At 61.3% G+C, this 18,729-nt stretch carries 13 protein-coding genes; 6 read left to right on the top strand and 7 right to left on the bottom strand.

All coding sequences use genetic code 11. The features are described 5' to 3' along the window. Positions 1 to 267: 267 nt before the first annotated feature. The 4 genes from QB905_RS11495 to ubiB all read left to right on the top strand — a co-directional run bounded on the left by QB905_RS11495 (position 268) and on the right by ubiB (position 6,473). Positions 268 to 975 carry a TetR/AcrR family transcriptional regulator gene (locus tag QB905_RS11495; RefSeq protein ID WP_282975164.1) on the top strand — a complete coding sequence of 236 codons (708 nt, stop codon included), beginning with the start codon at positions 268 to 270 and terminating at the stop codon, positions 973 to 975. 691 nt (positions 976 to 1,666) lie between these two features. After that, on the top strand, positions 1,667 to 3,883 hold the full coding sequence (locus QB905_RS11500) for a polysaccharide lyase family protein (protein WP_282975165.1): 2,217 nt from the start codon (positions 1,667 to 1,669) through the stop codon (positions 3,881 to 3,883). A gap of 278 nt (positions 3,884 to 4,161) precedes the next feature. Continuing rightward, the gene (locus tag QB905_RS11505) at positions 4,162 to 4,950 is read left to right on the top strand and encodes a class I SAM-dependent methyltransferase (RefSeq protein ID WP_282975166.1); all 789 of its coding nucleotides are present in this window, start codon (positions 4,162 to 4,164) and stop codon (positions 4,948 to 4,950) included. 11 nt (positions 4,951 to 4,961) lie between these two features. Next, positions 4,962 to 6,473 carry a 2-polyprenylphenol 6-hydroxylase gene (ubiB, locus tag QB905_RS11510; protein WP_282975167.1) on the top strand — a complete coding sequence of 504 codons (1,512 nt, stop codon included), beginning with the start codon at positions 4,962 to 4,964 and terminating at the stop codon, positions 6,471 to 6,473. Here ubiB and QB905_RS11515 read toward each other — a convergent pair. The 4 genes from QB905_RS11515 to QB905_RS11530 all read right to left on the bottom strand — a co-directional run bounded on the left by QB905_RS11515 (position 6,445) and on the right by QB905_RS11530 (position 12,538). Continuing rightward, the gene (locus QB905_RS11515) at positions 6,445 to 8,010 is read right to left on the bottom strand and encodes a hypothetical protein (RefSeq protein WP_282975168.1); all 1,566 of its coding nucleotides are present in this window, start codon (positions 8,008 to 8,010) and stop codon (positions 6,445 to 6,447) included. The two genes, ubiB and QB905_RS11515, sit on opposite strands and share 29 nt — an antisense overlap. Positions 8,011 to 8,056: 46 nt before the next feature. After that, positions 8,057 to 9,394 (bottom strand): glycoside hydrolase family 130 protein, encoded by a 1,338-nt coding sequence (locus QB905_RS11520; protein ID WP_282975169.1) that lies wholly within the window; start codon positions 9,392 to 9,394, stop codon positions 8,057 to 8,059. Positions 9,395 to 9,415: 21 nt separating this feature from the next. Then, positions 9,416 to 11,710, bottom strand: a complete 2,295-nt coding sequence (locus QB905_RS11525; RefSeq protein WP_282975170.1) for a glycosyltransferase family 4 protein — start codon at positions 11,708 to 11,710, stop codon at positions 9,416 to 9,418. A gap of 213 nt (positions 11,711 to 11,923) precedes the next feature. Then, on the bottom strand, positions 11,924 to 12,538 hold the full coding sequence (locus tag QB905_RS11530) for a hypothetical protein (RefSeq protein WP_282975171.1): 615 nt from the start codon (positions 12,536 to 12,538) through the stop codon (positions 11,924 to 11,926). 73 nt (positions 12,539 to 12,611) lie between these two features. On the opposite strand from QB905_RS11530, the gene coaBC reads away from it, so the two are divergent. Together coaBC and dut are read left to right on the top strand one after the other, a co-directional pair. Continuing rightward, positions 12,612 to 13,844: a bifunctional phosphopantothenoylcysteine decarboxylase/phosphopantothenate--cysteine ligase CoaBC gene (gene coaBC, locus QB905_RS11535; protein ID WP_282975172.1), complete on the top strand. Its 1,233-nt coding sequence runs from the start codon at positions 12,612 to 12,614 to the stop codon at positions 13,842 to 13,844. A 70-nt stretch (positions 13,845 to 13,914) separates the two neighbouring features. After that, positions 13,915 to 14,385, top strand: coding sequence for a dUTP diphosphatase (dut, locus tag QB905_RS11540; RefSeq protein WP_282975173.1), 471 nt, complete (start codon positions 13,915 to 13,917; stop codon positions 14,383 to 14,385). On the opposite strand, the gene dapB is transcribed toward dut, so the two are convergent. The 3 genes from dapB to dnaK form a co-directional block, all read right to left on the bottom strand. Continuing rightward, a complete protein-coding gene (gene dapB / locus QB905_RS11545; RefSeq protein ID WP_282975174.1) occupies positions 14,386 to 15,135 on the bottom strand; it encodes a 4-hydroxy-tetrahydrodipicolinate reductase in 750 nt (249 codons plus the stop codon). 92 nt (positions 15,136 to 15,227) lie between these two features. Further along, entirely contained in the window at positions 15,228 to 16,418 is a 1,191-nt protein-coding gene (gene dnaJ / locus QB905_RS11550) for a molecular chaperone DnaJ (protein WP_282975175.1), read from the bottom strand. 203 nt (positions 16,419 to 16,621) lie between these two features. Further along, positions 16,622 to 18,520, bottom strand: a complete 1,899-nt coding sequence (dnaK, locus tag QB905_RS11555; RefSeq protein WP_282975176.1) for a molecular chaperone DnaK — start codon at positions 18,518 to 18,520, stop codon at positions 16,622 to 16,624. Positions 18,521 to 18,729: the final 209 nt, after the last annotated feature.

An 18,729-nucleotide genomic window follows, 5' to 3' on the forward strand; every position in this document is an offset into this window, starting at 1 on the left:
GGGCGGGCCGCCATTATGTAAACATATTTTTGTACCATTTCGCACATAAATATGTTTGACATTGTTTTTATTGGTTTTAATCTTGGAAATCATGAAAAATCTTGACCGCGGTTTTCGCTATAATGCGGCGCTGCGTCAGAATGTGGCACTGGTCAGGCCGCAAAAAGCGCGCTAAGGTCGCTCATCACGGCTGGCTACGGCGAAAAACACGGCAACGGACTGTCACGAGATCAGCAGGGGCGACACAAGAGGAGTTTTCGCGTCTTCATGGACGACATCACAGCAGCCCCATCGAACCACCTTGTTCCCGGCCTCATGGAAGATATGGCCTGTGCCGGCCAGGGCGCTGACTCAGGTGCCTGCGCAACCTCGCGCAAACGCGGTCGCCCGCGCGCCTATGATTATGACGATGTGCTCGAAAAGGCGCTGGAGGTTTTCTGGACCAAGGGCTTTTCCGCCACCTCGCTCGATGATCTGGTCGAGGCCACCGGCGTCAACCGCCCCAGCCTCTATGCCGGTTTCGGCGACAAGGAGGCGCTGTATGTCAAGGCGCTCAACTTCTACAGCAAGACGATCAGTGACCAGCTCGACGAGGTGCTGACCTGTCAGGGGGCGGGCGACAGTATTCTCGGCATCATGCAGCGCTATTTCGACGTAATGATCAAGGCCTATGCGGGCGAAAACGATAGCTGCCTCGGCTGCGCCTTTATCTGTGGCGCGGTCAATGAGGCGCCGCAGCACGAATCGATCATGGAAATGGTGCAGGGCGCGCTGGCCCGCTTCGACCAGCGCTTCGAGGCTTTTTTTCAGGCCGCGAAGGATCAGGGCATTATCGCCGCCGATCAGGATCCCGCCGTCCTGTCGCAGATGGTGGTGGGGCTGACGGCCAATATCGGGATGCGCGCCCGCGCCGGGGCCAGCCGCGAGGAGCTGCAAAAGATCATCAGGGCGTCCACGGCTTTTCTGTTCCGCTGACGCAAAGCCCGCATATCGTCGGCCAGCGCCTATATTGCCGTATTTCCTTATGGGCCGGGTTCGCCTTGTGATCGAAATCTTACAATCGGCGGGTTAAGCACGCCTATGGACAGGCAGGACGCCCCGAAAAACATACCGGCAGACCCGACACAGAAAGAGCCGGCGGATTTAGGCGACTACGCCATTATCGGTGATTGCCGCTCGGCTGCCCTAGTGTCGCGCTTTGGAGCGATCGACTGGCTCTGCCTGCCTGATTTCGCCTCTTTCCCCTGAAAGAATGAGGGCGTTGATACCGGAACCGGCGCACCGCTTGGCAATATACCGCAGGCCTTTTCCCATGCCGGCCTGATCAATTCGATCATGATGCGCGATAAGGGCCGGGGACAATACAGCAATCATCCGGACGCGCAGCCCGCAAGCGAGGCGTCATGAGCGAGGTTCTGCATCATCCTGACTGGCTGTTCCTGTGGGGAATGCTATTTTCACAGGCCCTGTTCGGCCTGATCCTCGGCGCCACCTATCCGATGTGAGGCGTAGAAGCGCGCCGCGCACGTGATCCATTATGATCAAAATGCGACATATAATCAAAATCGACAACATATAATACAATTTGCGCAGGATTTTGGCGCACCCGCCGTATAAGGGGCAGGAACCGTGAAAAAGGTTCGAATCTGATGCCCGGAGGCTGTCCATGAAACCGTTTCGCGCCCTTATTCTGCTTGCCGCCGCCGCCCTGTGCGCCGGTATTCCGCTCACCGGCTGGGCGGATGACGGCCACGCCGTCACGGTGACCGATAATGGCAATTCATGGACGCTCGACAATGGCATCGTCAGGGCGACGATTGCCAAGGATACCGGCTACATGCCGTCGCTCATCTATCATGGCAAGGAGCTGATGTCGGCCAATAAGGGCGGCTCATGGGAGCATACGCCCGAAGGTGCGCCGCACGTCACCAACAGCATCACTATCGATCCCGCCAGTAATGGTGGCGAACGCGCCGAGGTGTCGGTCAAGGGCGTGACGGACGGCGTCTATACGCTGAGCCCCCATGCGCCGGGCGGCGGAGCGCAGGCCGATATGGAGATTCGTTATGCGCTGGGGAAGGGGGATTCCGGCATCTATGTCTATGCCATCTGGGATCACCCGGCCAGCTATCCGGCGGGCGGCACGGGGCCGGAAGACCGCTTCATCACCCGCCTCAGCCACGATTTCGACTGGATCACGGTCGATAAGGATCGCAACATGCTGGAGGCCTCGCCCAAGGACTGGGGCGCAGGCGTGGTGGTGCACGCCAAGGAACAGCGCATCATGTCCACCGGCGTGTATAAGAACTCGGTCGAGCACAAATATTCCTATTCGGGGATGCAGTATCGTCAGCCAGCCTATGGCTGGTCGTCCACCAAAGACCATATCGGTATCTGGTTCATCAATCCGACGACCGAATATCTGAGCGGCGGGCCGACGCGCATCGATCTCGACGCCCACTTCGATTCCGATAATGATCCCGATCCGATCATTCTCGACTACTGGCATTCCGGCCATTATCTCGGTGCCAGCACGCCGCTCAAGGCGGGCGAGGCCTGGCGCAAGGTGATCGGGCCGATCTTCGTCTATGTCAATGCGCTCGACCATCCGGCCCCGACCACGGCGGCCGAACTGAAAACCCTGGCCGAGACGGCGGGCAATCCGACCGTGCCTGCAAGCTGGACGAAAAACGCCGATGCCCTGTATGCCAATGCGCTGGCCGAAGCGAAAACGCAAAACGCCGAATGGCCCTATGGCTGGGTCAAGGCCCCCGGTTATACGCCCGCCGATCAGCGCGGCACGGTGACCGGCCATATCGTGCTTGACGATCCCTTAGCACCGGCGGGCACGCCCAAAACCCTGCCCGATCTGGTGGTCGGCCTGACCCAGCAGGATGATGACGCCGCCACCCCGCCGCAACCGCCCGCCAATATGCCCGCACGTTACGCCGCGCGTTACGCCGAACAGTACAAGACCCTGCATACCGGCCCTGACGCCTGGCGGCACGATGCGCGCTTCTACCAGTTCTTCAATGACGGCAAGGCTGACGGCAGCTTCGCCATCACCAAGGTGCGCCCCGGCACCTATACGCTGCACGCCTGGGCCGATGGGGTATTGGGCGAATACAGCCAGGCCAATATCACGGTTGAGCCGGGCAAGACGCTCGATCTCGGCAAGATCGACTGGCAGCCGGTGCGTCATGGCCGCCAGCTCTGGCAGATCGGCTACCCTAACCAGTCGGCCAGCGAATTTTTCAAGGGCGATCAGGCCTGGTTGTGGGGCTGGAACCTGCGCTATGCGCTGTTGTTTCCGCACGACCTGACCTATACGATCGGCAAGAGTACGCCTGCGAAAGACTGGTTTTTCGAAGAGGTGCCGCACGCCACCGACCTGTCCTTCGTCAATCCGGCGGCGAAAGACCCGGCCAATCAGACGTTCGGCTGGGTGAAGACGGAATCGCTCGATCAGTATCCGCAAACCGACCATACCGGCCCGTGGCGCATCTATGGTAATGGCCGCGCCACCACATGGACGGTGAGGTTCAACCTGCCGCAGGATGAACACGGCACGGCCTATTTGCGCGTGGCGCTGGCGGGCGAGGACGGCATGGACGGCCAGTTGCCGGTAGCGGTCAATGACCAGAGCATAGGGGCCATCGGTGACGGCAGCTCGCCGGACAATGCCCGTATGCTGCAAACCAACGCCATCCGCTACAATACCGACCGCGGGCTTTGGCAGCAGCGCACGCTCAGCTTCGATGCCGCAAGGCTGAAAAAGGGCTGGAACACAATGAGCTTCACCGTACCGGCGGGCAGCCTGCAAAGCGGCGTGGTCTGGGACTATCTGCGCCTCGAACTGGCCGATGCGCCTTCTCAGCCCTGATCAGGTATGAGCTGAGAAGGCTCTGGGCGGCGGCGGACGGAAAACGCGGCTGGTTCAGGCTGCGCATCAAGCCGCAAAGGTGCAGCCTAGAGCAACGAGCGTTTAATTTGACTTACAAATTGAATGCGAGATGCGGAAAAACGTAAAATGTAGAGTGGGTTGCATGCCTTTGACCGATTCAGTCAGAAGGCAAACCGCTCTAGATGAGGCCATTTCATGCGCCTTTTCAGCATAAATACCCTTCGCAAATTTACCGGTTTCGCGCTAAACAGCTTCTCATGTCCGATATCGCCACCTCCTCCTTCGGTTTCCGCGACGTTGACGCCCGCGAGAAAGTCGCGCTCGTCCACGGCGTGTTCCGCAATGTCGCGCCCAGCTACGACCTGATGAATGATGTCATGTCGGGCGGCATCCACCATCTGTGGAAGGACGCCGCCTGCGCGCGCCTCAATCCGCAGCCGGGTGAAATCATCGTCGATTGCGCCGGCGGCACCGGCGACATTGCCCGCCGTCTGGCCAAACTGGCGCGGCGCGCCAAGGCCCGACGTGAGGCGCGCGGTCATGCGGCGAAAGACGTCGAAATCCGCATCATCGATTATAATGAAGCGATGATCATGGCCGGGCGCGAGAAATCGGCCCGCCTGCGCCACGACGAACACGAAATTTCGTGGTCGGTCGGCGATGCGATGAATCTGGCCCTGCCCGGTGATGCGATCGACGCCTATATCATCTCGTTCGGCATCCGCAATGTCGCCGATGTGCAGGTGGCGCTGAATGAAGCTTACCGCGTGCTGAAGCCGGGCGGGCGCTTCTTCTGCCTCGAATTTTCGCACCCCACCTCATCCGTGGTCAGCAGGATTTACGAAGCCTACAGCTTCAAAATCATCCCCTTTATGGGCGAACTGGTGGCGAAAGACCGCGACAGCTATCAATATCTGGTCGAAAGTATCCAGCGCTTCCCCGATCAGGACAGCTTCAAGGCCATGATGGCCAAGGCCGGTTTCAAGCGCTGTTCATACACCAATTTCTCCGGCGGGGTTTGCGCCCTGCACGAAGGCTGGAAATAGGGCGGCATTGGATGGCGTCACCCGGTTCATGGCTGCGCATGATGCGCGCGGGATTCGTTCTGCTGCGTTATGACGCGCTGATTCCGAAAGAGGCCTCGCACCACCTGCCTGCCGTGCCGCGCGCCCTGGCAGGCCTTTTGCGCCTTGTCTTTTCGCGCCGCAGCCATTTGCGTCCCGGTGAGCGTTACGCCATCGCCTTCCAGCAGTTAGGCCCCGCCTTTATCAAGCTCGGACAGGTACTCTCGACGCGCGGCGACATCTTCGGCGAACAGTTCATCCGCGATCTCAGCCACCTGAAGGACAGCCTGCCGCCCTTTCCGAAAGCCGTGGCCGAGGCTTCGGTGCGCGAATCGCTCGGCAAACCGGTCGAGAGCATTTTCGCCGAATTTGGCGAGGTGATCGGCTCGGCCTCCATCGCTCAGGCCCACGAGGCCGTGCTGCATGACGGGCGCAAGGTGGCGGTCAAGATCCTGCGCCCCGGTATCGAAGACATCATCGCGCGCGACATCGATATGCTGACACTGGGCGCAGGGCTTTTGGCCTTTGTGTCCAAAAACTCGCGCCGTCTGGAACCCAAGGCCTTTGTCGAAACCGTGGCCACATCGTTGCGCCTCGAACTCGATCTGCGGCTGGAGGCTTCGGCCTGTGACGAGATTGGCAAGATCATCAATGGCGAGCCGTGGATGAGCGCGCCCGCCGTGGTCTGGCATCAGGTATCGCGGCGTGTGATCGTCACTGAATGGGCGAAAGGCACGCCTTTGTCACGCGCCGAAGCGCTCGACCTGCCGGGCCTCGACCGTAAGGAACTGGCCGATAATCTGATCCGCGCCTTCCTGTCGCAGGCGCTCGATCATGGCGTTTTCCACGCCGACCTGCACGAGGGCAATCTGTTCGTCACCGCGCCCGCCCACCTGACCGCCATCGATTTCGGCATTGTCGGCCGCCTGCGCCCCAAGGAGCGGCGCTATCTGGCCGAAATGCTGTGGGGTTTCCTGCGCCGCGATTACAAGCGCGTGGCCGAGGTGCATTTCGAGGCCGGTTACGTGCCATCGCACCATAATGTCGATTCGTTCGCGCAAGCCCTGCGCGCTGTCGGTGAGCCGGTGCTGGGCCAGAAGGCGACCGAAGTGTCGATGGGCCGCCTGCTCACCCAGCTTTTCGAGATCACCGCCCAGTTCGACATGCACCTGCGCCCCGAACTGGTTTTGCTGCAAAAGACGATGGTGTCGGTGGAAGGCGTGGCGCGGCGCATCTATCCTGAGCATAATCTGTGGGAAGCGGCCCGCCCTGTGGTAAAAGACTGGATCGCCCGCGAACTGTCGCCGCTGGTCGAGGCGAAGCGCCTGCTGGAAAAGCTGGTCGAGCGTCTCAACCATGAACCCGCCGACCGTGACCTGCTGCTGCAAAAGCACAGCGAAAGCTTACGCTCTGACATCCGCCGTGGTCAGGGACTGGCCGTGGCGGCGCTGATCGTGTCGTGCGCGGCGCTGGCCGTTATGGTGTGGCTGGTGGTGCGGGCCTAAGATCCTTGCGGATATAGGCGGTCACGCCCTCATTGATCTTGCGCTGGGTGGGCGAAAGCCGGTCTGTGGCCAGCGGCACATAATCGGCCATCAGCGCTTTTGTTTGCGGATCGGCGGCGATCCAGCCCGGCCAGTCGAATGGCCCCAAGCCGACCAGCACAATATCGGGGCGCTTTGTTAGATCATGATTGACAGCACGGCGATCCACACGCAGCCAGTTTTCAAGACGGGCGCGTTTGGCCGGATCGGTTTCGATCTGCAAAAGATAACGGGCATTGAGCGTGATCCAGCGGCTCGAATAGGTGCCGACCCATGTGCCGTGCACTTCGGTGGTGATCGGATGACCGGGGCGCTGATCGAAGGTAATCGACATCACGGATGGATGCTTAACGGCCGCACGAATGGCCGGTACGACACCTCCGCCCAGATAGCCGAAGAGAAGGAAGTAGCCGAGCGGACTCGTGGCCAGCACCAATGCCGCCAGACTGGCCAATAAGCGGCGCTCACCGCGCTGGTCGTTCGGGCGGGTAAAGCCCGTCTCGGTGCATAATAACACCGCCAGCAAGGTGGGCAGGATAAACATCATCGCATGGTACGGCCAGCCGCGTCCCTGCTCAACGAAGCTGACAACAAACCCTGCCGATGCGGTCATCAGAACCAGGGGTGCCGGATCAAAAACGCGCTTGCCGCACGCCGCATACAGGCAGGCAATGGACAGCAGCCACATCATGACCTTTACCGATATGCCGGGCGCAAAAAAAGACAGCCGCATCGGCGCATAAATATCATACAACATCGGCACAATATTATGCAGATAGACCGGTATTTCGCGCCAGACCCAGACGGCGTACAACACGGTCAGACTGGCCGCCAAGAGGGCTTCCGGGCAAAGAAGCAGGCGCAGATTGCGCCGCCGAACAGCCAGAATCCCATAGACGGCCACGATCCCGTACACGAAAAACGGTTTGATCATCGGGGCCATGCCCGCGCCCAGACCGGCGATCAGGATCAGCCAGACCGGTACAGTTTGGCGGGCCATGCGCAGCATGGCAACGCCCAGAATCGGCGTCAGCAGGAGTAGGGCAACATGCTCTCTTTGACCAAAGGCCTCCAGAGGCGCGACCAGCAAAACCATCAGCATGACCGGCAACAACCATGCCGTCGTCTCACCGGCGCGGCGGGCGCAGATGCTCAGTACCCACGCGGCACCGCTACCGCCCACCAGCATCATGGCCGTGAAGACAGCTTCGGCGGGGAGGTGGGTCAGTTTTTCGATAACCGCCGCCGGCATGTAGATAAAAATGGCCATCGGCGGATTGGTTTCGACGATGTCAACATACAACCGCTTACCTGACAAAACAGCGCGGCAGACACTCATCAGCCAGTCAATATCGGCGTCCAGTGGCGCGAACACCCGGATCAGCACGGCCAGAAAAATCACCGCCACGCTGACAGTGCGGGGATCGACGAACGACCAGACACCAGCGGGTCTGGCCGTCTGGCTTTCCGGTGTGGGGGCTGGCGCGCGTTCAAACATGGCCGCCAGACTAGCGGCCAGCGGTTACAATACCGCTAAAACGGCCTCAGGTTTTCGCGGCGGGCGTGACGCCGAGATGGGCCAGCAGGTCGCTGATCCTGATCGAGGCGAAATGGATGCTCGAATCGGCCACGCCATAGGGCATGAAGATCCATTCGCCGCAGCGCATGGCCCCGCAGGTATAGATGACATTGGGCACATAGCCTTCGCGGTTGTCTTCCGAAGGCGACAGCAAAGGCTCTTTCGAACGCGCCAGCACAATGCGCGGATTGTCCTTGTCGAGCAGGGCCGCGCCCAGCGAATAGCGCCGCACCGCGCCGACGCCGTGGGTCAGCACCAGCCAGCCCTCGTCCAGCTCGATCGGCGAGCCGCAATTGCCGAGCTGGATCAGTTCCCACGGCTCCTCCGGCCCCATCAGGCGCTCGCCATTGTTCCAGCTATATTTGTCGTCGCTTTCAAGGTAAAAAATGCTCTCGTGATCGAGCCTGCCGATAGCCGCCCAGCGGTCATTGAGCTTGCGCGGGAAAAAGGCCAGCCCCTTGTGCTGCGAGGCCGCGCCCACGAACGGGGTCAGGCGGAAACTGCGGAAATCGCTGGTTTCAAAGCATTCGCAGGCGATTTCGCGGCCATTATAGGCGGTATAGGTGCCCATGAAACTGGTGGCACCCACCTCATCACGAAACATCACCATGCGCAGGTCTTCCAACCCGTTGGTCTGGGCGCGCGTCACCGGAAACAGCACGGTTTCGCTGATCGGACAGGCCTGATGGCCCTGCACGGTCACCGCCCCGTCGAGCGGTGCATGATGGGCGGGCTTGGCGGCCACGGCATAGTCGGCTTCCGGCTTCAGCACAATGGTGCCGTCTTTGTGGAAGGTGCCTTCGCGGAACGAGATGGTCGAGATATGGCCCTCGCCCACCGTGCGCGTGGACATGATGAAGTTGGTGCCGCCATTGGCCCCTGTCTGATCGGGGTGCGGCACGACGCTGGGATTCATCACAGCCGCTGCCTGATAGCTGTATTCATGGCAGAAATAGGCACCGACCAGCGCCATATGGTCTTCGTCCAGACCTTCCAGCCCGCCATTCATCTCCTTGATCTGGCGGAAGCGCTCCAGAAAGATGCCGCGCGTCTGCCAGTGACGGCCGGTGAAGTCGCGGTTGACCATTTCCAGCTCGTCGCGCACCTGATCGGCGCTCATGGCGGCAATGGCCTGACAGACGCGGTTGACACGCGACATGGCCCCCATCGCGCTGTCACGCGGATTGATCGAGATCGAAAAGGGCAGGATAACCACGCGGTCAGCATTGGCGCGCAGCATGACAGGGCTGATCTGCATCGGCGTCAGCCTGCGTAAGGCGCCATCGCTTTTGGAATCGGACATGGTTAAGTTCATACGGTCTCTTTACAGAAGGTCTTTTTTTAAAGCGGCCCAGCTCAGGGGATAGGCGAGCAGGGATTCGGCGCCTTGATTCTCGTTGCAGCCATGCGGCGTCAGGCCATCATAACAGCCGCCTTCGCCATCAAGCAAGGACAGGCCCTGCGTATTGTCGCCAAGAAACCAGTTAAAGGCGCGGATGGCCTCGTCTTTCCAGTGGAGATCGCCGGTGAGGCGCGCCGCGCTCAGACAGGCGTCGATCGTGGCCAGCACCTCCAGCGGCTGCTGGTCGTAGATCGGATGCGCCTGACCATCTTCACAGAAATGCGAGGTCGGCACCGGCAGGAAACAGCCGTCCGGCGCGGTCTGGCGCGTCATCAGATAATGCAGGCTGGCCAGCCCGTCGGAGATCATATCAGCCTCGGCCAGGAAATGACCGCCGATGATCAGGCCTTCGCTGAGGCGGCCATTATCATAGGACAGGCTCTCATCGAACCACACCTTCTGACCGCCGGCGTGCGCCTTCAGGCTGCCGTGCAGGCTCAGGCACAGGTCGCGCGCCGTGGCCTGGATAAACTGGCCGTCACCAATAACGCCGAAGCTGCGCGCCAGCGCCTTGATCATGACGGCGCGCGCCCGCAGCGAAGGCCATGCAGCGGCATGGACGATGACGCGGCTGCCCAGTTCCGTGGCCCACTGGCGCAGATCGGCGGGCAGGTTGGAACGCGCCACATCGACCAGGGATTCATACGAGCGGGCGCAGCAATCGTCGGAGCCGCCATCATCGAGCCACTGGCGGCCATACGACATGAAGTTGCGAAAGCGCCCGTCAGGATTCCAGGCATGGTTCATAAAGGCGGCGTAGCGATAGGCCAGCGCGGTCTGATCGGGGGTCAGGGGGGCCAGATGCGAGGCGCGCGCCACCCATGACAGGGCGCGGGCATTGTCATCGGCGCAATAGCCGTGCTGGCGGTCGGGCAGGCGGTACTTGCCATGCTGGAAGATGCCGCAATCATCGCTCATCCGGGCGATGGCCGCCCATGAAGGCGCGGTTTTCAAGGCTTCCGGAAGGGCCTCATGCGTCACGCGCGGTGTCAGGATGGCGGCTTCGGCGCGCGCCACATAGGCCTGGGCCACAGCCGACCAGCGCGATGGCCGCGCCGCCTCATAGGCGCGCTTCGTCATGGCGGCGCGAATCTTGTCCGACGACATCAGGCGGGCAATGGCGGTGGTGAAGGCCTCGGTATCGCCGAACGGGCACAGGATGCCGACGCCATCGGCCAGCGCTTCTTTGGCGTGCCAGTAGGGGGTGGAAACGACCGGGCGGCCCAGCGCCAGGGCATAGGCCAGCGTTCCCGACGTAATCTGGGTTTCGGTCAGATAGGGGGTGACGTAAACGTCGCTGGCCTGAAGAATGTCGATCAGGTCATTGTCGTTGATGAAGCGGTTGATGAAGCGGACATGACCGGACACGCCCAGTTCGCGCGCCATGACTTTCAACTTGTCGCGGTAAGCTTCACCCTCGGCGCGGATCAGGTGGGGATGGGTGACGCCGATGACGAGATAGACGATCTCCGGGCAGGTCTTGATCAGTTCGGGCAGGGCGGCAATAATGGTTTCGATGCCCTTATTGGGCGACAAAAGGCCAAAGGTGGTCAGGGTCTTGCGGCCCGACAGATTGAGGCGATCCTTGAAGTCATCCGTGTCGTGAATCGGGCGCGAGGGCGCGCCGTGCGGCACCACGCTGATCTGGCTGGACGGCACGCCATAGATGCGGCGCAGGATTTCCGCGCCCTTTTCCGCCATCGTCACCAGGGTGGCGGACAGGCGGATCAGTTCGCGCATCACGCGACGCTGTTCGGGGTTCGGGTTTTCGAGAATGGTGTGCAAGGTGGTGATGATGGGCATGGACAGCCGCTCCAGCAGCCCGATCAGATAGGCACCCGAAGGGCCGCCATAGATGCCGAATTCGTGCTGGACGAACAGAATGTCGGTGCCGTCGCTGTTCAGCGTGTCGGCCAGCGCCCGATAAGCCTGGGCGTCGTTCTGCGGCAATTGATGGGTCACATCATCGGGATAGGCGTAGGCTGCGCCCGGATCATTGATGGCGATGACATTCCAGTGGGCCTTGGGCAGAGCGGCGCTCAGACACGAGTACATGTCGCGCGTAAAAGTAGCCAGGCCGCACTGGCGCGGCGGGAAATTGCCGATTATGGCGGGTCTTTTGATGCAGGTCTTGACCTCTGGCGGGGGTAAAAGCCCGGAAATATCGCGCAGGCTGACGTCTTCATGCGCCACTTCAAAACTATTGGCCTGCAACATATCCGATCTCCGCTATATACACTGTCGCACCGCAATATCATCGCGCTTCAGGCGCGGCCCGATCTTCCGCGCAATCCACAGGAATTGCCCTTATCTGGCCGTCAGCTTTGCAGAATGAAATTCGTGTAAGAGATGATGACCATGCAGGAGGCGCAATAAAGATGCAGTATGGAAGCGCGTGCTTTGCAACAAAAGCACAGAACTCCCGGCCCCTTAACCGTTGCCGCCCGCCGCTTCGATCTGTTTTTGCTGCGCCCAGTACCCGGCCCCTTCGGGCGGGCGGTAGAGCTTGCGCGGTGCGCCATCCTTCGTCATCACCGCGAAGATATTGTCCTGCGCATTATACAACAACGTATCGCCATTGCGGCGCTTCAGGGTTTCCGTGCCCGCTGGTGGATGGTGGATAAAGCCATGCACCCGGGCCAGAAAATCGCCATAGGATGTCGCGCCGATTTCCGCGCCGTGATGGGCATATTGATAATGGGCATTATTATCGGCGGAATATTGGCGGCTCTGCGACCACAGGGGCCAGTCGCCATAATGGCTGGTGGTGATGGCGGCGCGCGCACCGTCCGGCAGCGGCAGCGGCAGGGGCTGGCCCATTTTCGGCGGATCGACGGCCACGGCTGGGGCATCAGGCGCATCGATCACGGCCATCGAGGCCTCTTCGGTTCCGTCCGAAGCTGCGGCGGCCCAGACCGGCTTTTTCGTCTCAGGCTTTTGTGCCGGGGCCTGACCCTGACCATCCTGCACCACGGCTGAAGGCCCGGCATCGCAGCCCGCTAAAAGCAGGCTCATCACGATCATGACCTGAATCCACCGCCTCACCCGTTTCCCCTTGCAGCTTGCCCTCAGCCCCCCACCTATGGCACAAGCCCGCCAACAGGAAAAGGCCAGCCGCATGGATCATCAGCCCCCACAAAAGCGTATTCTGCTGATCATCGGCGGTGGTATTGCCGCCTATAAGTCGCTGGAATTGATCCGCCTGTTGAAAAAGGCCGGTCATGCCGTGCGCGTGGTGCTGACAAAAGCGGCGCATGAATTTGTGACGCCACTCTCCGCCGCCGCCCTTTCTGGTGACAAGGTGTATAGCGACCTGTTCGACCTGACCGACGAAACCGAGATGGGCCATATCATCCTGTCGCGTCAGGCCGATCTGGTGGTGGTGGCCCCGGCCACCGCCCATCTGATGGCGAAGCTGGCCACCGGTCAGGCCGATGATCTCGCCACCACGCTCCTGCTGGCCACCGACAAGCCGGTTCTGATGGCGCCCGCCATGAATGTGCGCATGTGGAACCACCCGGCTACGCAGCGCAATCTGGCTACCCTGATGGCCGATGGCGTGGGCTTTTGCGGCCCCGATGACGGCGAAATGGCGTGCGGCGAATTTGGCCCGGGCCGGATGAGCGAGCCGCAGGCCATTGTCACAGCCATCGCAAACGCCCTCGACACCGCGCCGAAGCCGCTGACCGGCCAGCGCATCGTCGTCACGGCGGGGCCGACTTTTGAGCCGCTCGATCCGGTGCGCGGCCTGACCAACCGTTCGTCGGGCAAACAGGGCTATCTGATCGCCGAAAAGCTGGCGCGGGCCGGGGCGCAGGTCACACTCGTCTCCGGCCCCGTGGCTTTGGCGACGCCGGAGGGCGTGGAACGCATCGATGTCGAGACGGCGCAGGCCATGTATGGAGCGGTTCATGCCGCCCTGCCGTGCGACGTCTTTATCGGCGTGGCGGCGGTGGCCGACTGGCGCGCTGAAGCGCCCGCCGCCGAAAAGCAGAAGAAGAGCGCCGAGGACAGGCTGACCCTCACCCTCGTCAAGAATCCCGACATTCTGGAGAGCGTGTCGAAGCATCTGGAGCTGCGCCCACGCCTCGTCATCGGCTTCGCCGCCGAGACCGAAGCGCTGGAAACCTACGCCAAGGCCAAGCTAGCCTCCAAAGGCTGCGACGCCATCATCGCCAATGATGTGTCGCCCGGCAATGCGTCGGAAGGCGTGTTCGGTTCGGCGCACAATCAGGCCACGCTGGTCGATCTCGACGGCTTTACGCCCATCCCCGGCAGCACCAAGGCCGAGATCGCCGATTTTCTGGTCGGATATATCCACAGACGATTAAACGAAAGAGATGGCGTCTGAGCTGGAGGGGTGGGGATCAGGTCGGAATCGTGCCATTAAGCTTTTGTTAACTTTTGAAGGCCACCCGACCATGAATGCCCATACCGCTTCCGAAACCACCGCCTTTGTCGTGCAATTGCCGCACGCTGCCGGTCTGGCCCTGCCCGCTTACGAAACCGACGGCTCGGCGGGCCTTGATCTGCGCGCCGCCATTGCGGAAGGTGACGAGCTTGTGCTGAAACCAATGGGCCGCGCCCTGGTGCCGACCGGTCTGAAAATGGCCGTGCCGCAGGGTTTTGAGGTGCAGGTGCGCCCGCGTTCGGGCTTAGCGCTCAAATTCGGCATTACCTGCCTCAATACGCCGGGCACGATCGACAGCGATTATCGCGGCGAGGTTGGCGTCATCCTGATCAATCTGGGCAGCGAAGACTTCATCATCCGTCGCGGCGACCGTATTGCCCAGATGGTGGTGGCGCGCCACGCCCGCATCGTCTGGCAGGCGTCAGACAGCCTCGAACAGACGGTGCGCGGCGAAGGCGGCTTCGGCTCGACCGGGCGCTGATCAGAAGCCGAGCACGTCCTGCATATCATAGATGCCGGGCTTCTGGCGGCTGCCCCACAAAGCCGCCTGCACCGCGCCGCGCGCAAACAGGCTGCGGTCGCGCGCCGAATGCGACAGGGTGATGATCTCGTCTTCCGAAGCGAAGATGGCGGCGTGTTCACCGACAATGCCGCCTGCGCGCACCACCGAAAAGCCGATCGTGCCGCTTTCGCGCGCACCGGTTATGCCGTCGCGCGCCGACACCTTCACCGCATCGAGATCGACGCCGCGTCCGGTTGCTGCCGCCTCGCCCAGCATCAGGGCCGTGCCCGAAGGCGCATCCACCTTGCGCCTGTGGTGGGCTTCGAAGATTTCAATGTCCCAGTCTTCGGCTCCCAACCGCGCCGCCGCCTGACGGGCCAGACCCGCCAGCAGATTGACGCCAAGCGAGAAATTGCCTGACCGGATGATCACCACCTGATCAGCAAAAAGAGCCAGCTTATCGACCTGTTCGGACGTAAAACCGGTGGAGCCGATCACCTGCACCAGCGGCTTGGGGCGCGCCAGGGCCTCGGCGGCGCAGGCTTCGAGCAGGCTGAGCGAGGCCTCCGGCGTCGAGAAATCGATCACGACATCGGCAGCGGTCAGGTCGATCTCATCCCCCTTGTCGAAGCGCGCCGTGACCGTATGGCCGCCTGCATCGAGCACGCGCGCCACGGCCTGACCCATGCGGCCCTTGGAACCATTGATGGCGAAACGGATGGCGGACATGCGGCTTGCTCCGGCAGAAAGATACGGCCTGTCTGGATAGGGGCTGGCGGGGCTGGCGTCAACACATCAGCTTGATGGCAATCCAGCCCCGTCTATTGCGCCGCCGTGCCGGTGATGTCGTCCCAGAAGCGGCGGGCGCGATGCACAAAACCCTGCGACTGACTATAGGACTGCGCTTCCGAAATCGCCGAAAATTCCTTCATCAGCTCTTTCTGGCGGGCATTGAGATTTTTCGGCGTCTCGATGAACAGCTCGACGATCAGATCACCCTTGGCGCGCGAATTGAGCCCCGGCATACCGCGGCCCTTCAGCTTGACCTTGTGGCCGGTCTGCGCGCCTTCGGGGATGGCGACCTCCAGCTTGCACTGGCCATCGCAGTTTTCGCCGCCCATCAGACACGGCACATCGAGCACACCGCCTAAGACCGCCGTGGCCATCGGCACGGGAATCGAACAGTGCAGATCAAGCCCGTCGCGCTCAAACAGGTCGTGTTCGGTGACGCTGAGGAAAATATAGAGATCGCCCTTGGGCCCGCCTTTGAAACCGGCCTGACCCTCGCCCTTCAGCAGGATGCGCGCGCCGTCATCGACTCCCGCCGGGATGCGCACCTTCAGATCCTTGTCGTGACGCACCTGACCGTGGCCGTGGCAGGTGGCGCAGGGCTCTTTGATCGTCTGGCCCTGGCCGCCGCAGGTCGGGCAGGCGCGCTCGACGGCGAAAAAGCCGTTCGAGGTGCGCACGCGGCCATGACCGGCGCAGGTCTGGCAGGTTTGCGGGCGCGAACCGGCCTTGGCCCCGCTGCCCGAACAGGTTTCGCAGGTCATGGTGGTGGGTACGGTGATCTCGATCTCCGCCCCCTTATAGGCCTGCTCCAGCGTAATTTCGTAATCGAAGCGCACATCGGGGCCGCGCTGCGGGCTTTGCGGGCCACCGCGCCTCTGGCCCTGCTGGCCAAAGATGTCGCCGAACATTTCGGAGAAGATGTCCTCGACGTTCGAGAAACCGGCCCCGCCGGCGAAACCGCCGCCAAAGCCACCCTGGCCGCCGCCCTGGCTGCCATTGACTCCGGCGTGGCCGAAACGGTCATAGGCGGCGCGTTTCTGTGCGTCCGACAGCACGCTATAGGCCTCATTGACCTCTTTGAAGCGCGCCTCGGCCTCGGCGTCACCCTGATTGCGGTCGGGGTGGTGCAGCATGGCCTTCTTGCGGAAGGCGGATTTCAGCACCCCGTCGTCGCAACCGCGCTCGACTTCCAGCACTTCGTAATAACAACGCTTGCTCATTTACCTTGCCCCGATACCCGCCACACAGAATGAAACGCCGCAGCTTTCGCAGGCGGTGTCAGCCTTGCGGCCCTGTTCGTGTGTCTGGAATACAGTTTGTGCCGCGATGGCGACGAGGAGTCAAACCCCGCCGCCATCCGCATCTTTTCAGCGAACAGCGCGCCCATAACGAAAATACCGCGCGTGTTCATGACAGATCGCCCTTAAGCGCCCTTCTTGTCGTCGTCAACTTCCTCGAACTCGGCATCAACCACGCCGTCGTCCGGGGTTTCGGCTTCCGTCGCCGCACCTTCAGCGCCGGGCTGGCCATACATGGCTTCACCGAGTTTCATCGAAGCCTGAATCAGGGTCTGCGATTTCGCCTTGATGTCGTCGGCGTCTTCGCCGTCCCTGGCTGTTTTCAGATCGGCCAGAGCGGTTTCAATCGCCGTCTTGTCGTCCGCCGATACCTTGTCGCCGAATTCCTTCAGCGATTTTTCGGTGGAATGGATCAGGGCGTCGGCCTGATTGCGGGCTTCGATCAGGACTTTGCGCTTTTCGTCCTCGCCCTTATTGGCTTCGGCGGTCTTGATCATCTCCTCGATGTCGGCATCCGACAGGCCGCCATTGGCCTGAATGCGGATCGAGTGTTCCTTGTTGGTGGCCTTGTCCTTGGCGTGAACCTGCACAATGCCGTTGGCGTCGATGTCGAACGTGACCTCAATCTGCGGCACGCCGCGCGGTGCGGGCGGGATACCGACCAGATCGAACTGGCCCAGCGTCTTGTTGTCGGCGGCCATCGGGCGTTCGCCCTGGAAGACGCGGATCGTCACAGCCGACTGGTTGTCGTCGGCGGTCGAGAAGGTCTGCGACTTCTTGGTCGGGATGGTGGTGTTGCGTTCGATCAGCGGGGTGAACACGCCGCCCAGCGTCTCAATGCCCAGCGTCAGCGGGGTGACATCGAGCAGCAGCACGTCCTTGACATCGCCTTGCAGAACACCGGCCTGAATAGCCGCGCCGAGTGCCACCACTTCATCCGGGTTGACGCCCTTGTGCGGTTCGCGGCCGAAGAAGTTTTTCACCGCTTCCACCACCTTGGGCATACGGGTCATGCCGCCCACCAGCACCACTTCGTCGATGTCCGAAGCCTTGAGGCCTGCATCTTTCAGCGCCTGCTGGCAGGGGCCGACCGTCTTCTGGATCAGGTCTTCAACGAGGCTTTCCAGCTTGGCGCGGGTCAGTTTGAGGTTGAGGTGCAGCGGGCCCGAAGCGTTCATCGAGATAAACGGCAGGTTCAGGTCGTATTGCGCGACGGTGGACAATTCCTTCTTGGCCTTTTCCGCCTCTTCCTTCAGGCGTTGCAGGGCCAGCTTGTCGGTGCGCAGATCGACGCCGTTTTCCTTCTTGAACTCATCCGCCAGATAATCGACGATGCGCATGTCGAAATCTTCACCACCTAAGAAGGTGTCGCCATTGGTCGATTTCACTTCAAAGACGCCGTCGCCGATTTCGAGCACCGACACGTCGAACGTGCCGCCGCCGAGATCGTAAACCGCGATCTTCTTGTTATTGTCCTTATCGAGGCCATAGGCCAGAGCCGCGGCGGTCGGCTCATTGATGATGCGCAGCACTTCGAGGCCGGCGATCTTGCCAGCGTCCTTGGTGGCCTGACGCTGGGCGTCGTTGAAATAGGCCGGAACCGTGATGACGGCCTGGGTGACGGTTTCGCCAAGATAGGCTTCGGCGTCTTCCTTCAGCTTCATCAGGATGAAGGCCGAGATCTGCTGCGGTGAATAGTCCTTGCCGTGGGCCTTGACCCAAGCGTCGCCATTGGGGCCCTTGGCGATGTCGTAGGGCACCATGCCCTTGTCCTTCTGCACCATCGGGTCGGTAAAGTTGCGGCCGATCAGGCGCTTGATGGCGAAGAAGGTGTTGGACGGGTTGGTGACGGCCTGACGCTTGGCAGGCTGGCCGACCAGACGTTCTGAATCGTCCACAATGGCCACCACGGACGGCGTGGTGCGCACGCCCTCGGCGTTTTCGATGACCTTGGGGTTCTTGCCGTCCATAACGGCGACGCACGAATTGGTGGTGCCTAAGTCGATGCCGATGATTTTAGCCATGATTCTTAAATCTGCTCCGTTGAGGCGAATGAATAATCTTGCAGGCGGCCTTTTAGGATCAAGCGCCGCGATTATCCATCCCCGTTAAGATGAAGTTGCGGGAATTTTCAAGCCCCGGCGTGTTGTGATCCGCACCGGAGGCCCGAAAGCTGTCACGGATATGGGAAACGAGTCGTGCCCTTCAAGGCATGTTTTTGTAATGGTCGCAA

This window comes from Asticcacaulis sp. EMRT-3, from assembly GCF_030027245.1.
GTDB lineage: Bacteria > Pseudomonadota > Alphaproteobacteria > Caulobacterales > Caulobacteraceae > Asticcacaulis.

What these genes read in the sequence shown, in the direction of transcription:
- QB905_RS11520 (WP_282975169.1), bottom strand. Translation starts at nt 9,394, where the DNA reads ATGTCCGATTCCAAAAGCGATGGCGCCTTACGCAGGCTGACGCCGATG.
- dnaK (WP_282975176.1), bottom strand. Translation starts at nt 18,520, where the DNA reads ATGGCTAAAATCATCGGCATCGACTTAGGCACCACCAATTCGTGCGTC.
- QB905_RS11515 (WP_282975168.1), bottom strand. Translation starts at nt 8,010, where the DNA reads ATGTTTGAACGCGCGCCAGCCCCCACACCGGAAAGCCAGACGGCCAGA.
- dapB (WP_282975174.1), bottom strand. Translation starts at nt 15,135, where the DNA reads ATGTCCGCCATCCGTTTCGCCATCAATGGTTCCAAGGGCCGCATGGGT.
- QB905_RS11525 (WP_282975170.1), bottom strand. Translation starts at nt 11,710, where the DNA reads ATGTTGCAGGCCAATAGTTTTGAAGTGGCGCATGAAGACGTCAGCCTG.
- coaBC (WP_282975172.1), top strand. Translation starts at nt 12,612, where the DNA reads ATGGATCATCAGCCCCCACAAAAGCGTATTCTGCTGATCATCGGCGGT.
- ubiB (WP_282975167.1), top strand. Translation starts at nt 4,962, where the DNA reads ATGGCGTCACCCGGTTCATGGCTGCGCATGATGCGCGCGGGATTCGTT.
- dnaJ (WP_282975175.1), bottom strand. Translation starts at nt 16,418, where the DNA reads ATGAGCAAGCGTTGTTATTACGAAGTGCTGGAAGTCGAGCGCGGTTGC.
- QB905_RS11505 (WP_282975166.1), top strand. Translation starts at nt 4,162, where the DNA reads ATGTCCGATATCGCCACCTCCTCCTTCGGTTTCCGCGACGTTGACGCC.
- dut (WP_282975173.1), top strand. Translation starts at nt 13,915, where the DNA reads ATGAATGCCCATACCGCTTCCGAAACCACCGCCTTTGTCGTGCAATTG.
- QB905_RS11495 (WP_282975164.1), top strand. Translation starts at nt 268, where the DNA reads ATGGACGACATCACAGCAGCCCCATCGAACCACCTTGTTCCCGGCCTC.
- QB905_RS11500 (WP_282975165.1), top strand. Translation starts at nt 1,667, where the DNA reads ATGAAACCGTTTCGCGCCCTTATTCTGCTTGCCGCCGCCGCCCTGTGC.